This window comes from Microbacterium pullorum (assembly GCF_014836535.1).
Classification (GTDB): Bacteria; Actinomycetota; Actinomycetes; order Actinomycetales; family Microbacteriaceae; genus Microbacterium; species Microbacterium pullorum.
This window is the reverse complement of record NZ_JACSQP010000007.1, coordinates 43,891-60,006: the sequence shown is the minus strand read 5'-3', so window position 1 is coordinate 60,006 and position 16,116 is coordinate 43,891. Positions and strand designations below refer to the sequence as shown.

The 16,116-nt window shown below is 72.6% G+C and carries 8 protein-coding genes; 2 read left to right on the top strand and 6 right to left on the bottom strand.

The annotated features are described in order from the left end of the window. Positions 1–100: 100 nt before the first annotated feature. Both H9651_RS11865 and H9651_RS11860 read left to right on the top strand, forming a co-directional pair. Positions 101–1,822 (top strand): cation:proton antiporter, encoded by a 1,722-nt coding sequence (locus H9651_RS11865; protein ID WP_191719540.1) that lies wholly within the window; start codon positions 101–103, stop codon positions 1,820–1,822. A 50-nt stretch (positions 1,823–1,872) separates the two neighbouring features. Beyond that, positions 1,873–2,343, top strand: coding sequence for a recombinase family protein (locus tag H9651_RS11860; protein ID WP_191719539.1), 471 nt, complete (start codon positions 1,873–1,875; stop codon positions 2,341–2,343). Positions 2,344–2,345: 2 nt separating this feature from the next. On the opposite strand, the gene H9651_RS11855 is transcribed toward H9651_RS11860, so the two are convergent. From H9651_RS11855 to H9651_RS11830, 6 genes are read right to left on the bottom strand one after another with little or no spacing between them, the layout of a single operon-like run. Continuing rightward, positions 2,346–3,992, bottom strand: coding sequence for a serine/threonine-protein kinase (locus H9651_RS11855; RefSeq protein ID WP_191719538.1), 1,647 nt, complete (start codon positions 3,990–3,992; stop codon positions 2,346–2,348). Then, positions 3,992–5,398 carry an FHA domain-containing protein gene (locus H9651_RS11850; protein WP_191719537.1) on the bottom strand — a complete coding sequence of 469 codons (1,407 nt, stop codon included), beginning with the start codon at positions 5,396–5,398 and terminating at the stop codon, positions 3,992–3,994. Before H9651_RS11850 ends, H9651_RS11855 begins: the two co-directional genes overlap by 1 nt. Beyond that, positions 5,395–7,722, bottom strand: coding sequence for a transglutaminase family protein (locus H9651_RS11845; RefSeq protein ID WP_191719536.1), 2,328 nt, complete (start codon positions 7,720–7,722; stop codon positions 5,395–5,397). Before H9651_RS11845 ends, H9651_RS11850 begins: the two co-directional genes overlap by 4 nt. Further along, on the bottom strand, positions 7,719–9,014 hold the full coding sequence (locus tag H9651_RS11840; protein WP_191719535.1) for a DUF58 domain-containing protein: 1,296 nt from the start codon (positions 9,012–9,014) through the stop codon (positions 7,719–7,721). Before H9651_RS11840 ends, H9651_RS11845 begins: the two co-directional genes overlap by 4 nt. Continuing rightward, a complete protein-coding gene (locus H9651_RS11835; protein ID WP_191719534.1) occupies positions 9,011–9,979 on the bottom strand; it encodes an AAA family ATPase in 969 nt (322 codons plus the stop codon). The genes H9651_RS11840 and H9651_RS11835 overlap by 4 nt, the downstream gene beginning before the upstream one ends. A gap of 27 nt (positions 9,980–10,006) precedes the next feature. Beyond that, positions 10,007–16,090 (bottom strand): Ig-like domain-containing protein, encoded by a 6,084-nt coding sequence (locus H9651_RS11830; protein WP_191719533.1) that lies wholly within the window; start codon positions 16,088–16,090, stop codon positions 10,007–10,009. Between the last annotated feature and the right edge of the window lie 26 nt (positions 16,091–16,116).

Below are 16,116 nucleotides of genomic sequence, written 5' to 3'. Positions count from 1 at the left end.
CAGTCCTTCCTCGTGCGCACCCCAGCATGCCCCCTTCTGCGGACATTCGCAGTCCGCAAACGGGTCCGAAGGACCAGAATCGTCCCGACGGAGGTGTGAGATGAATGCGGCCATCGTGCTGGCGATCCTCGGGGTGCTCGTGATCGCCACGGCCACGGCGCTCGCCCCGCGGGTGAACATCGCGGGGCCCCTGCTGCTGGTGATCGTGGGGCTCGGGGTGAGTCTGCTGCCGTTCATCCCGGCGGTGGAGATCGACCCGGAGATCATCCTCGTCGGCATCCTGCCGCCCCTGCTGTACTCGGCGGCGGTGTCGCTGCCGGCGATCGAGTTCCGCCGCGACTTCGGGCCGATCGCCGGGCTCTCGGTGGTGCTGGTGGTGATCAGCGCACTCGCGCTGGGACTGTTCTTCACCTGGGTGATCCCCGGGCTCGGGCTGCTGTCGGCCATCGCACTGGGGGCGATTCTCAGCCCGACGGATGCCGTCGCGACCTCGATCGTGAAGCGGCTGGGCCTGTCGCCGCGGGTGGTGACGATGCTCGAGGGCGAAAGCCTGCTCAACGATGCGACTTCCCTCGTGCTGCTGCGCACCGCCATCGCCGCCGTCGCCGCAGGCGGCGCGGTGGCCGTCGGCGAGTTCGTCGGGGCGTTCGCGTGGGGCGTCGTGGTCGCCCTCATCGTCGGCGCACTTGTGGGGTGGGCGAACCTGCGCTTCCGCGCGTGGGTGGGGCACTCCGCCGCGAACACCGCCGTCGGCTTCGCCGTGCCGTTCGTGGCGTATCTGCCCACCGAACAGCTCGGCGGGTCGGGACTGGTCGCCGCCGTCGTCGCCGGAATCGTCACCGGTCAGGGGTCGGCGCGCTGGTTCACCGCCGAGCAGCGGCTGTCGGACACCCTCAACTGGCGCACCGTCGAGCTCGTGCTCGAGGGCGCCGTGTTCCTCATCATGGGCCTGGAGCTCAAGGACATCTGGAACGAGAACGTCGCCGAGAACGACGGGCCGCTGCGCGCGGTGTGGCTGGCGCTGGCGGCACTGGCGATCGTGCTGGTGGTGCGCACCGGCTACGTCGCGCTCATCGTGCTGCTGCAGGGCCGTCGCGCGCGCGGCAAGCAGCGGGAGCGACTCGATGAGTTCGGCGCCCGACTCGACGCCTTCGAGCACGACGACGCTCCGCTCCCCGCGCACCGGCGCGGCGCGCACCGCGAGCGGCGCATCGCGTCGCTGCGCAAGCGGCTGACCCGCTCGCTGGCCGATCTCGACTACTACCAGGCGTCGCCGCTGGGGTGGAAGCACGGGGGCATCATCGTGTGGGCGGGCATGCGCGGCGTCGTCACGCTGGCCGCCGCCCAGACCCTGCCCCGGGAGACACCGTCGCGGGAGCTGCTCATCCTCACCGCGTTCCTCGTCGCGGTGATCAGCCTGCTCGTGCAGGGCTTCACGCTGCCCGCCTTCGCGCGCCTGCTGCGACTGCCGCCCGAGAACGACGCCCTCACCCGCGACGAGCAGGACCGCATCGACGACGAGCTGCGTGCGGCCGCGACCGACGCGCTGACCCGGCCGGGGCTCCACCGCCGCGACGGCACCCCGTTTCCGCCGGACCTGATCCAGCGCGTGGGGTCCCGGCTGGCCGAGCCACCCGACGACGACGAGTCACTGGCGCACCGGGACGGGCTGGAGCTGCGCCTCGCCCTCATCACGGCGATGCGGGTGCGGCTGGCGTCACTGGCGCGCAGCGGCATCGGATCGGCGGCGCTGCGTCATGCGCTGGCCGAGCTCGATGCCGACGAGCTGAGCCTGCGCCTGCGTCTGGACGGCGAAGAGTAAGCGGCCCGCGGCCGTGGTGCGGGACAATGGACATGACCGAGGAGCCCACGATGACCGATGTCACGCCGCAGGATGCCGCCGTGCACCGCGCGCCCGCCGACTACGCCGAATCGATCGCGCTGCCGGTGGACCCGGCTGCGCTGCCGCCGGCGTTCCGCGACCTGGAGCAGTCGCGCGACTGGTGGCTGGCCCGGCCGGCCGGTGCCCGGCTCGTGGGGCTGGTCGTCGCCCGCGACGACATGCCGTCGATCGTGCGTCAGCGCGACGAACTGTCACGCTTCGGCGTGCCGATCGAAGGCTTCCGCCACCCCGCTCCCGAGACGATGGAGACCTGGCAGGAGCGACTCACGCGCCTGTTCGGCCGCCTCTCGAACGGCGATGTCGTCGTGGTCGCCACAGCTCGCGCCCTGGGTCGCGACGTCGACGAGGAATCGCGCACCATCACGGAGCTGCGCCGGCGCGGCATCATCGTCAAGGTGCTCTCGCACACCGGCGAGACCGGCCCGGTTGCCACCGTCTGATCTCAGGGCGCGCAGGTCTCGGCAAGCGGTGAGCTCTGCCGGTCGGCGCGCACGAGGGTGACCTCCACACAGGTGCGTCCGCCGGGTTCGACCGGCACGGTGACGGTGGTCTGATCGGTCGATTCCATGCGTGACTCCTCACCCAGGCGCTGCACCGCCCACAGGTAGGTGTCGCCCTCTTCGGGTTCGGCGTTGCGCCACGTGAATGTGACCGTCTCGCCCGCCACGGTGCCCGTGAGGTCGGCGACCGCCGGCACCCCTCCGGTGGGGAGGATGTCGATGGGGCGCTCTTCGTCGTCGGGGGCTGCCGACGGGTCGGGCGCGGGGGCGAGGATGCCGGTGGCCGCGGCGACCGCGATGCCGGCACCGGCGAGCACGACGACGGCCGCGACGACAGCACCCACAAGCGCACCGGTGCGGCGGCGGGGCCGCTCGGGTTGCGCCTCGGGCGCGACGGGTGCGACGTCGCCGGGCGGCATCTCGGCGGGTGCCGCGAACCCCGGGGAGGGCGCGGCTGCCGCCGGGGAGCCGAGCGGAGCGGAACGTTGCACCGTGGCATCCGGAATCGCACTGTCCCACACCGGCGGCTGCACCGCGCCGGGGCGCAGCACCGTGGCGCCGACGGTCGTCGCGGCGGGGGGCGACGTGGTGCCGGCGAGCGGGCTGGTGGAGCCGGGGGCGCGCACGATGGGCGGCGGCAGCGACGGGTCGATGCTCACGATGCCGCGGATGCGGGTGAGCCCGCCGTCCTCCACCTCGGCAGGGGCGTCGTCGACGGCCTCATCGATGACGTCGATGGGGGTCGCCGCCATGTTGAGCTCCAGCTGCACACGCTGCAGCGCTCGGGCGAAGTCCAGCGCACTGGCGTAGCGGTCACCGGGAGCGGTGGCCATCGCCCTCTCGAAGACACGCTGCAGCGACGGGGGTGCATCGGCCCGGCCGAGCGGCGGCACCGGCTGCGTGAGCGCACGCTGGATGAGGTCGGCGCTGCCGTTGCGCTGGCCCGGGATCTCGAACGGCGAACGCCCGGCCAGCAGCGTGTAGACCGTGGCACCGAGCGCGTAGACGTCACCGGCGCGGCCGGGCGACCCCGCCTCGGCGAACGCCTCGGGCGGCGACCACGGGATCGACATGCCGGCCAGTTCCTGCTCGTTGTCGCCGACGGTCGCGATGCCGAAGTCGGTGAGGGCGGGACGGTTGTATTCCGTCACGAGGATATTCGCCGGCTTGATGTCGCGGTGCAGGATGCCGGCGCGATGGGCGGTTTCGACGGCGGCGGCGACCTGCACTCCGACCCGCAGGGTCTCGGCAACTGAGAACGGCTCGCGACGATAGCGGGCCTGCAGGTTCGGACGGGAGCAGTACTCCATGACGAGGTAGGGCCGGCCGTCGTCGGAGACCCCGGCCTGGTAGATCGTCACGATCGCGGGATGCGTCGACAGCTGGGCCATGATGTTGGCTTCGGCGGCGAAGTCGGCGACGGAGGTCGCGCTGAGCCGATCGGCCAGCAGCACCTTCACCGCCACGCGGCGCTGCGGCAGCGCCTGGTCGTAGAGGAAGACGTCGGCGAACCCGCCAGAGCCGAGCAGCTCGCGGTAGGTGAAGCCGGGGAGCACCGGCGGCGCGGCGGGGGGACGCGACGCGTTCATCAGGACTCCCGGTAGGCCACGGTCACTTCGTCGCCCAGATCCAGCACGTCGCCGTCGAGCAGCATGGTCGCCTCCCCCGGGTGCAGCCGCATGGGGCTGGAGCCCTCGCGGTGCAGCACGGTGCCGTTGGTGGTGTCGAGGTCGACGACGACGGCCGATTCACCCTCGAGTCGCACCTCGATGTGGCTGCGCGAGATGTCCTGGCCCGGACTGTCGACGGTCACCAGCTGCGGCGCGGCGTCACCCACCCGCGTGGCGCGGGGGCGGCGACCGATGACGACGTCGCGATCGAGCAGCACGGTGCGACCGGTCGACAGTTCGAGTCGACCCAGTACGCCCTGCTGCGGCGACGGCGGGGCCGGCACGGGCGGCAGTTCGGTGCGGCCCGCCGCGCGCATGGCGCGGGCTGCCGCGAGCGACACGGTGGCGCCGTCGTGGTCGCCCGCGCGCACGAGCGGCTCGGGAGACGGTGCCCCGGCGACATCGTCGGTCGAGGGCTCGGCGTCGGCGACGGCCGCCGCGGCGACCGAGGCCATGACCGTCTCGCCCCACAGATGGGCGAACCGCCCGCGACGGTCGGACTGCACCGTGTCGAGCGGGTCGGGATCCGGCACCCGGACGGCCGCGGTCGCGGGGGCGGCCGCGGGTGCGGTCGCGGGTGCGGCCGCGGCAGCCGCCTCGTCGTTGTCGGCTTGCTCGGGAACGACGGCTGCGCGCGCCGCGGAGGCGTCGCCGCTGACCCAGGCCGGCACCGATGCCACGAGCTGATCAGCCAGCGTCGGAACGGCCTCGGCGGGCTCCGGAGCCTCGGCGGGCTGCGGGGCCTCGGCGGATCGCGGCGCCTCGGCGGATTCCGGAGCCTCGGCGGGCTGCTTCGGCGACTCGGCCTCGGCCGCGTCGGGCACGACATGCTGCGCCCCGGTCGCGGGGGCCGCGATCGCAGGCGACGCGGCATCGGCGCTGAGCATCACCGTCACCGCACCCGCCCGCACGATGCCGTCGACGACCGGCAGTCCGGCGCCCGCAGGTGCCGCACCGAGGCGGAGCGAGACGGCGTGCGCATCGGCGACGACATGCTCGGCCCATGTCGCGACGCCGGCGCCGCTGAGCACACAGGTGCGCCCGGCGGCATCGGTCACATGCGCCTCCACGTCGCCGCGCACCAGCACCCGGGCGGGCTCGTCCCGCATCACCAGACCGAACGGCGGCATGTCGGCGAAGCCCCGCGTTCCCGCGGCCGCGTCGAGCACGGCGGCGAGCCCTTCACCTGCGGCGAGGGCACGCCAGACGTCCTCGACCACCGCGTCGTCCACCCCGGGGGCCACGATCGCCACACCGTGCGGCGTTGCGATCGCGTAGGTGTCGCCGGCTGTATAGCGGGCGGGCTCGGGGCGGGGTGAGGTCATGTCGGGTCCTTCGTGGCGGCGGGCGTCGCGGCACCCTTCGGCGGGCGTGTGCCCTTGTCGGCGGGCGCGAGCAGCGACCGCAGGCTCAGCCGAGAGCGTAGCCGACGCCAGAAGCCCACCGAACCGCGCATGCCGCCGACGACCTCGTCGACCTCGAGCCACAGCGCCGCCACGTCGGCGTCGGCCGGCTCTCCCGGGCCGAAGACGCCGGCATCGGCGCGTTCGGCGACCGCCACCACGGCCGGGGCGGCGAGGGTGTCGGCGACCACGCGCGCGTCGTCCCGGCGGGTGCCACCGGCCGGGGGGCCCGCCCCGAGGTCGCGCGCGGTGTCGATGACCTCGGCCCACGCGCCGCTCGCGCGCTGCGACGGTGCGCCCTGTTCGCGCCGGCGACGGCGGCGCAGCAGCTTCAGCAGCAGCACGGCGACGAAGGGCGCCGCGAGCACGATGAGCACGCCGAGGGCGGCCGCGATGTACGCGACGATCGCGAGCCAGGCGAAGGCGTCGTTGTCGTCATCGTCGTCGTTGCCCTCGTCTTCAGGCACATCCGGCGGCAGGTTGACCGGATCTTGCGCGGGCGGCGGCGGCTGCAGCGTCTGCGGCTGCAGTTCGGTCTGCGGCACCGTCTGCTGATCGGTGGGGACCTGGTCCTCCGGCGGTGTCGGATCGAACACGACCCAGCCGTACTCGTCGAATGCGACCTCCACCCACGCATGCAGGTGCTCGCCGGTCGCGGCGAACGTGGCGCCGGCGGCATCCTCGTCGGGGTAGAAACCCATGACGACGCGCGCCGGAAGGCCCAGCTGGCCGGCCAGCAGCGCCATCGTGACGGCGTACTGCTCGTCGTCGCCGACCATGCGCTCGGGGGTCGCGAGCAGCGACTGGATGCGCTCCGACCCGTGGCCGGCGCGCGAGATCACCTCGCCCTCGAGACCGTGGCTGAAGAACCCCTGCGTCGACAGCGTCGTCGCCAGCGCATCGGCCTGTTCGAACGGGGTGTCGGCGCCGCCCACGATGGTCGACGCCAGCGATGCCGAGCCCTCGGGCACGTCCTGCTGGGGCGGGAGGGCGAGCGGGGCGACCGCGGCTTCCTCCAGCTGTGCGCGCGTGGGCGTGCGGGGGATGACCACGTCGAGCGTGTAGCGGTCGCCTTCGCGCAGCCCTGCGGTGACCACCCCGACGCCGGTGGCGCGGTTGTAGAACGTCGAACGTTTCAGATCGTCGGCCCGGTCACCGTCGTAGCGGATGCCGGTGAGATACCCGGCGTCGGGCAGCCACACGCCGCGTAGCTCCCCGATCTCGACGTCCAGCGTCGCCGGCTCCCCCGGGGCCGCGGCGGGGATGCGGTCACCCAGTCGCTGGAAGCTCGCCGAGGCGCCGGCGCCCTCGCTGGCGACGTTGTAGACGACGCCGTCGTACGCGTCGAGGGTCGCCAGCCGCACGCGCGCCCCCTCGGGCAGGCCCGACACGGTGAACAGGGTCTCGTCGGCCTTGTCACGCACGAACGCGCGGAACGACTGCAGCGGGCTGACGTAGTCGCGCATGTCGATGGGCGGCAGAATCGCGTCGCGCACGACGTAGCGGGGGCCCGACGGCGCAGCGACGGCGCTCGCGCCGGCGCCGAGCCCGACCGCGAGGCCGATCACCCCGGCCGCGGCGAGCACGCGGCGGCCGGGCCGCTGCGACGAGATCGAGCCGGACTCGGCGGCGTACTGCTGCGTGGTGACGGCACGGCGATACGCCGCCCAGGCGACGGCGGTGACCGCGAACAGCGCACCCTGGACGATCGGGACGGCGGTCTGCGTCGTGCCGAACGCGATGGCGAGCACGAGCAGCACGCCGGTCGGGAGCACCGCCCACGCCCACTGCCGCGCGCGCAGCGCGATGGATCCGGCGATCACGGCGGTGAGCAGCACCGACAGGAACGGCACGACCAGGAAGGCGTCGGATGCCGCGAACGGCGCGACCGCCGTGACGAACTGCTTCCACGCGAACACCACGCCGCCGGCGAGCGCGATGAGGCTCTCGAGGGTGGGGACGATGCCGCCCATCGTCGTGGCCGGGACGGCGAGCGCACCGCCGAAGACGACGTAAACCCCCACCGTCGCGGCGGCGACGGTCAGCACACCCCAGCGCAGCAGGGCGCCGAGCGCCGCCACGGCGAGTCCGAGCACGAGGGCGCCGAAGCCGGTGACGAGGAAGAACGCACTGTCGAAGGCGGGGCCGAAGCCCACGATCGCCACCGCGATCATCGCGGCGACCGCGCCCAGGTCGATGGCGTGGCGGCGGGCGAATCGCGGCCGCGGGCGAATCGACCCGCTCACGACAGCACCCGCCGCAGGGCCACGGGCAGGTCCGAGAGCGCGCCGAGGGTGAGCACAGTGGCATCCCCCAGTCGGCGCAGCTCCGCGGCGGCGCCGAGTGTGCACGAGACACCGAGCACGCGTGCACCGCCGGGCAGGGTGGTCGCGGCGGCCCGCAGCGTGGGGGCCGACACCCGCGAGCCGGTGAGCATGACCACGATGCTCGCCTGCAGCGCCTCGACCTTCACCCGCGCGGCGAGCTCGGTCGTCGACGGCACGGCGTGAGCGGTCTCGATGCCCGACAGCGCATCGAGCAGCGGGCGCCCGGTGACGGTGGGCAGGGTGAGGTCTTGACTCAGCACCGAGACCTGGCGGTCGTCGCGCATCGCCTGGATCGCGATGGATCCGGCGGCCGAGACGGCCAGCTCGAACTCCTCGGGGTCGGCGTACTCGGCGGCGTTGCGCGAGAGGGTGACGACGATGTGCGAGCGACGGGTGTCTTCGAACTGCCGCACCATGAGGGTGCCGGTGCGCGCCGTGGAGCGCCAGTGCACGTGACGGCGGTCATCACCGGGCGCATACTCGCGCAGCGCGTGGAACGAGACGTCGTCGGGTGACAGGTCGCGGGTCGGCAGGCCCTCGAGGTCGCGCAGGAACCCGGCGGACATGCCGCCGAGCCCCACGGTGTGCGGGTGCACGAACAGCTCGACGGGCTCACTCCAGGCCTGCGTGCGCTCGAAGACTCCGAGCGGGTCGCCGCGCACGGCGCTGACGGGACCCACCGTCAGCACGGCGCGGCGGGTGGTCGGGATGGCGAAGAGGTCTTCGTGCGTCGCGCCCACCGCGAGACGCGGCACCTCGAAGACGGGGCGCGCGTGCCCGACGGGCATGATGACGCGCGCGGGGAGGATCGGGCGGGTGCCGGGGTTGCCGAGCGTCAGGTTGCCGACCGCGCGCTCCCCCACCACGACGCGCTCCCGGGTGAGGTCCAGGGCCACGTCGTACTGGGTGCGGCCGACGAGGAACACCGCACACACCATCAGCAGCGCCGCGCCGCACAGGGCGAGGGTCGTCAGCTCCCACCAGCCCAGAGTCGCTCCCGCGACGGTGGCCACGAGGGTCACCGTGATGACCCCCCAGCCGAGCGGGGTGACCACGCCCAGAACACGTGCGACCTGGCGGGCCACCGGCGCGAGGGTGGGCGCGACCGAGGCTTCGTACCGGGCGCGCAGCGTCGGGCTGGATGCCGCGCGCGCACCCCGATCGCCCCGGCGCACCAGCGTCGGGGTGGCGGGCTCGGCAGCCGCGGTCATGCCGCGCGGGCCTGCGGTGCCGGCGTGTCCTCGAGGACCCGCCGCACGATGCCTTCCGCCGTGACGCCCGAGAACTCCGCCTCGGGGTCGAGCACGAGCCGGTGGCTCCACACCGGCACGGCGAGCGCCTTGATGTCATCGGGCAGCACGTAGTGGCGCCCCTCCGAGGCGGCGCGCACCTTCGCGGCGCGTACGATCGCGAGCATGCCGCGCACCGAGACGCCGAGGGTCGTCTCGCGGGTCTCGCGGGTGGCCTCGGCCAGCTGGGCGGCGTACCGCAGCAGCACGGGGTCGACGTGGGCCGAGGCGGCGAGGTCGGCCATCTCGGCCACCGCGTGGGCGGTCACCACCGGCTGCAGCCGGCTCACCGGGTTGCGGTCGCCGGAGCCCGCGAGGATGCGCTCGGCGCTGGCGAGGTCGGGGTAGCCGATGGAGGTCTTCAGCAGGAAGCGGTCGAGCTGCGCCTCGGGCAGCTTGTAGGTGCCCGCCTGCTCGATGGGGTTCTGCGTCGCGATCACCAGGAACGGCCGGCCCACGTCGTGGGTGACGCCGTCGACGGTGATGCGCGACTCCTCCATGACCTCCAGCAGCGCCGACTGCGTCTTCGGCGAGGCGCGGTTGATCTCGTCGGCCAGCACCACCTGCGCGAAGACGGGGCCCTTGTGGAACTCGAACGTGTGGCTCGCCTGGTCGTAGATCGTGACGCCGGTGACGTCGGAGGGCAGCAGATCGGGGGTGAACTGGATGCGGCTGCTGGTGCCCTGCACGGTGGCGGCCAGCGCACGGGCGAGGCTCGTCTTGCCGGTGCCGGGGGCGTCCTCCAGCAGCACATGCCCCTCGGCGAGCATGGCCGTCAGCACGAGGCGCACGACCTCGTCCTTGCCGAGCACGGCGTGCCCGACGTTGTCGGCCAGGCGCGTGAAGGTGTCACGGAACCACGTCGCCTGCTCCACCGTCATCGTCATTGGTCTGTCTCCTCGTTCGTCATGCGGTCACCAGGTGGTGGGTTTGGCTTGGCTGGCACCGGGGATGCCGTTGAGCTGCACCTGCACCGTGTGCCCGGCGTTGCCGTACCAGCACTGGATCTGCGTCGTCGTCCCGGCGGCGATGTGCACCGGCCCGTCCCAATCGTTGAACTTGCGGCCGTTGGCGAGGCAGCTGTAGGTGTAGCTCCCTGCCGGGAAGTCGCGCTCCGTGGTGACGGCCAAGTAGTAGCACGCGACGTTGCATCCGGACTTGTACGCGCCCTTGACCGTCTGCGCGCCGTTCTGCGGCGCGGGCCGCGGTGCCGTGGACGCCTGTGCGGAGTTCTCCCCGCTCACCTGGCCCTCGGTGTCGACGGCGCGTACGCGGATCGAGTGCGTCTGGTCGTAGTCGTTGCCCACGCGGCGGCTGCCGGTGCCTGCGACGCTCTCCCAGCCGCCGCCGTTGACGCTGATCTGCACCGTCACGTCACGGCCGTTGAGCGCGGGCCCCGACCAGCCGAGCACGACCGCCGTGCCGTCGCGCTGCGCGCTGGCCCCGGGGGCGTTGGGCTTGCCGAAGGGGACGACCTGGTTGGATCCGGCGGACCCCGGGCCGGGGTAGTTCTGGCCGTCCAGGTTGTTCACCGCGCGGATGGCGACCGTGTACCCCGAGCCGTTGGCGAGCCCGGGGATCGTGCCGCGGATCGTGGCGCCCTTCTCGAGACTCGCCCAGTTGCCGCTCCACCCGCCTCCGTTGAGGGAGTACTCGTAGTTCAGCTCCCCGGGGTTGGCGCCGTTGCCCTCGCCGGCGGCGGCGCTGACGGACAGCGACCGATCGCCGGGGCTCGCGCTGACCGCGCCGGGCGCACCGGGGGCGACGAACGCGCGACGCGGCGCCGAGGGCGCACTGAACGCACCCTGCCCGGCCTTGTTGCTCGCGGCGACGGTGAAGGTGTAGTCGGTGGTCGACGCGTTGACGTTCACGGCCTGCGAGGTCTGACCGCCGGCGACGGGGATGGTGTTCACGACCGTGCCGCCGTGGTGCACGCGCAGGCTGTACGTGCTCACGGGGTCGCCGTTGGCGTACGGCGCCGCCCACGACACCTGCAGCTGCGCCTGACTGCCGACCGGTGACAGCCGCTGGGTCGTCGGTGCGGCGGGGGCCGCCGGGGGCCCCGCGGGGATCACGCTCGGCGACCAGCTGCTCCAGCTGGAGGGCTCGGGCGCCCGGTTCACCGCGCGCACCCGAACCTGGTACGAGGTGCCGTTCTCGAGGCCTTCCCACCGCAGCGCATTGCCGGTGGCACCGGTCTTCTGCGTCGCCCCCGACGGCGGGGCCGGCGAGATCTCGAGGTCGAACGACTCCACCGGCGAGCCCGGCGTCGTCGGCGTCGTCCACGAGACGTCGAGCGCGCGGTCTCCGAAGACCAGCTGCGGCGGCTGCGGGGTGTCGGGCCGCGCGTCGGGGCGGGCGGTGGCCGAGGGCGCCGACGGGTCGGATTCGCCGACCCGGTTGGTCGCTATGACGGTGAAGTTGTACTCGACGTTGTTGGTGAGACCGTCCAGCGTGCACGTGGTCGAGGCGCACGTCTTGGTGTAGTCGCCGCGGGTGGAGGTCACCGCGTACGACGTGATCTCCGCCCCGTTATTCGACGGCGACGACCACGACAGCACGACGGTGCGGTCCTGCACGCTCGAGACGGTCGGGGTGCCGGGCACGTCGGGGCGGCCCTGCACCGTGAGGCGGATGCGGCCGTCGACGACGCGGTCGGGGTCTTCGGTGGCATCCTGCACCCGGTAGCGCACCACGAGGCTGCCGACGAAGTCGTCGGCAGGTGTCAGCTCGACCGTGCCGCCGGGGAGCACCCGCGGCTGAGCGCTCACGCTGCCGACCTCGACCTGGGCGTCGATGACGGTGAGGGGCTCATCGGGGAACGGGCTCTGGTCGTTGGCGAGCACGTCGATGCTCTGCCGCACGCCCTGGTGCGCCTCGGGAACGATGTCGTCGGTGGTGACCGCGAGCGGGCGGGTGGATGCCGTGACGGTCGCGGTCATCGTGGCGGTGACCGGATCGCTCTCGCCGTCGGTGACCGAGACGTCGATCGTGGCGGTGGTGCCCTTGGGGGTGGAGGCATCGGCCGAGACGCTCAGCACCCCGTCGGACACCGAGGCCGAGAAACCGTCGGGCGCGCCGCCGACCAGCCGGAACGCGAGGGAGGGAACGTCCTCTTCGTTGGGGTCGGATGCCAGGCCTCGCAGATCCAGCGTTGTGGCGGTCTCACCCGGCGCGACAGAGATCGCGGCGCCCGACAGCGTCGGCGGCAGGTTGTCGGGCGGGAGCACCGTGATGGGGAGGGTGAGGGTTGCGACGCGGCCCTCGGGGTCATCGGGGCCGGTGCCGTCGGTGACCTCGAAGGTGATGGCATCGGCGCCGCTGTAACCGTCGGCCGACGTGTAGACGAGCGTCGTGGCATCCTTCACCAGCGCCCCACCATCGGCGTGAATGGCCGAGACCTTCGCCGCCTCGGTGATGATCGCCCGGCCGCCGCCGGCGACGACGACGTGGTCGCCGAGGGGGATCTCCACCGTCTCGCCGCTCGTGACCTCGATGCCGCCGGTCGTCCCCAGCGAGGGGCGGAGGTCCGCGAAGCCGGGCACGTGGATGAACGCCGATGCGCTCAGGCCGTCATCGTCGGTCACGTCGTACCGCACGATGCGGGCGGTGTCGGTGAGGGGCACGCGCACGATGCCGCCGGAGCGCACGCGCACGTCCTCCTCGGCGGTGGTGATGGTGAGTTCGTCGCGCACCCCGTCGGGGTCTTCGTCGTTGAGGAGCACCTCGACATCGACCTGCGGCTGGTCGCCGACGTCGGCGATGGTGACCCTGTCATCGCGGGCGATGGGTGCCTGCAGCGGCACGTCGGGGTCGACGGTGACCACGAGTGCGCCGATCGCCGAGGCGCCACGCTCATCGCGGATCGTGTAGGTGAGTGTCTTGGTGCCCGGCTCGTCGGCGCTCGTGATGACCACGCGGTCGCCCCGGACGACCGCTTCGATGCCTTCGGGCACCTCGAGCCCGTCGGCGACGAGGATCACCTTGTCACCCTCGGGGTCGGAGTCGTTCATCGTCACCGGCACCGCCACGGTGCGGTCGGGTCGCATGAGCACGACGTCCTTCACGGCGAACGGTGCCTGGTTGGTGCCGGTCGACGGCGCGATGCCGATGCGCACCGCCGCGGTCGCAGTGCGACCGAGCCGGTCCTGCACGGTGTAGGTGAACTCGTCGGTGCCGGTGGATTCGCCGAACGCCTCGTACCGCAGGTAGTTCTGCCCCACCTCGACCACGCGGCCGTTGGCGGGAGCGGAGGCGACGCCCACGAGCTGCACCGAGTCGCCGTCGGGGTCGATGCCGTCGAGCACAACCGGGATCTTCACCTCGGTGCCGCTGAGCACACGCGCGGTGAGGTCCCGCGGCCGGGGCGCCTGGTTGTTCTCGACGTCGACGTCGACGATCTGGATCGTGACGTACCCGGCATCCTTCTGGCCGAGCGAATCGGCGACCTCATACGTCGCGTAGACGGTCTTCGCCTCGGCGCCGGCGCGGAAGCGCAGCGTGTTCTCGGAGACGAACGCCTCGCCGTCGGCCGCGTCGATGAGCGGGTCGATCAGGGTGGGCTGCACCGTGAGGGCGTCGCCGTTGGGGTGGTAGTCGTTGTCCAGCACCGGGATGGTGATGACGTCGCCGGCGCGCACGATCACGTTGTCGTCGGCGGCCACCGGCGGGCGCAGCTGGGTGGGAGCGGGAATCGGGATCACCACGACGTCCCCCGTGGCCGAGTGCCGGCCGTTGGAGATCTGGTACTCGATCGTCACCGACTGGGCCAGGCCCGACTGGTCGGTCACGAGCAGGTAGCGGTGGTCGATGACGGCGACCGATATGCGGGAATCGGGCGGCACCGTGACCGACTGCACGACGAGGATGCCGCCGGCGGGATCGGAGTCGTTGGCGAGCACGTCGATGCGCACGTCCTTGCCCGACGGCAGCAGCGCCACGTCGCGTACCGCGATGGGCGGGTCGTCGGGGTCGGCTGCAGTCATCACGTCGATGCGCACGAGCCCGGTGACCGTCTGCGGCCCGTCGGTGGCGAGGTACTGCACGTAGTAGGCCCCGGGGGTCGGGGAGACGAACGTGAACGTGCCCGCGTTGTAGTCGGGCACCACCTCGGCGCCGGCGACCTCGGTCACGCGGGCCAGGCGCAGCGGCGCCCCGCTGGGCGAGACGTCGTTGTCCAGCGGCGAGACGCTGGTCTTCTCGTTCGTGCGCACCACGAGGTGGTCGGGCGTCGTGATGGGCTTGGTGGTACCGACGGGGCGCACGTCGAACTCCACCGTCCCGGTGGTGTCGTCGGTGCCGTCCGACACCGTCACGGTCACGGTGCGCCGCCCCTGCAACGATCCGACGGCGCGGAAGGTGATCTCGCCACCCGAGGTGAAGTCCACCTCGTCGTCGCCGTCGGCCACCGCGGCCCGCAGGAACATGTCGTCGCCGTCGGGGTCGACCCAGTCCAGCAGGGTGTCGTGGGTGATCTGACCGCCCTGCTCGACCACCACGATCGGCGTCTTGCGCTGGAACGGCGCCTCGTTGACCGACCACGGCCGCACCTCGACGGTGACGTTCGCCTGATCGGTGCCGCCCGGGCGCCCGTCATTGACCTCGTAACTGAAGGTGTCGGTTCCGGTGGCGTCTTCGGGCACCGTCACCTGCAGCGCGCGGCCGCCGTAGATGGGGGCCAGCTCCCCCAGGCTCACGCCGCCCTGCGCGGCGGCGGTGAGCACGTCGCCGTCGGCGTCGTTGTCGTTGTCGAGCACCGGCAGCACCGTGGTGCGACCCGGGCGCACGCCGAAGTCGTCGTCCTCGGCGACCGGCGGGTGGTTGACGTCGGTGCGCTCGGGCAGCGACGTCTCGGGGGCGACCTCGGTGGAGGTCTGCTCGGTCTCATCTCCCCCCTCCGGCGGCACGATGTCGTCCCAGTTGTCGACGAGATCGAGCGATTCGGTCACCGTCCACGCGGAGCCGGCGACGACGTCGTTGAGCACGACGACGTCGCGGTTCACGCGGAAGACGACGTCGGCATCCGCGGCCATGCCCGGGATGTCGGCGGTGAGGTCGTCGCGGTCCTGGGGGCAGTCGCGCACGAACCGGGCCGACCCACCCCAGGCGCCGTAGACACAGCCCTTGAGCGAGACGGGCGCTGTGGGGGCGCCGTTGCCTCCGGCTGCGGTCTCGACGGCCGGGCCGTCCCCCAGAGGCACCGTGACGAGTGCTGTGGGGGTGGCGTAACTGACGTGCTCGGTGAACGGCGAGGGATGCTGCAGCACGGCATCCGCCACGCCCTCGAGATCGCGCAGCCCCAGACCCTGCACCCACAGCCGCGCATCGGTCTTGTTCAGCAGCACGGGCGTGGTGCCGGCCACCGTGATCGACAGCGCATCGCCGTCGTCGAGCCCGTCGACCGGTTCGCTGGACGATTCCGGGCCCTCCTGCCCGAGGCGCACGGTGGTGACGGTGCCCTGCTCGGGCGAGGCGACGTACACGGTGCCGTCGGTGCCGGTCGCGGCGACCGCGCCCTTGCCGAATTCGCCCGCCGAGTCGTCGGCGGGAGTGAACCCGGCGAGCGCGGAGGCCGGGGTGAGCCACAGCGTGCCATCCTGCGGCTCGAGCATCGACACGGTCGCCGCCCCCACGCCGACGGTCGCGCCGGCCGGGATGTCGATGTCGCCCACCGTCGCGACCGTCGCCGCGTCGACGGGTGCGAGCGTGCTGCTGACCTCGTCGATGACGAGCACGGTGCGCCCGTCCTGCACGATGTCGTACTCGTCCGACACGGTGCGCAGCCCCGCGTCGAGCACCTCGGATGCCTCATTGAAGCGGCCGACGAGGTAGCTGGACTGCTTGGTGACCCAGACGGAGCCGTCATTCAGCTCGACATCGGTGGTCGGGAAGCCCTCGTAGAGGAACGCCATCGTCGTGATCGCGATGGCCGAGACGGTGACGACGCTCGCCGACGCCAGGGTGCGCGGGCGCGCACGAAGCCACGCAAAGGACCTCATGACGAACGATCCCCCTTGTCGTGTCG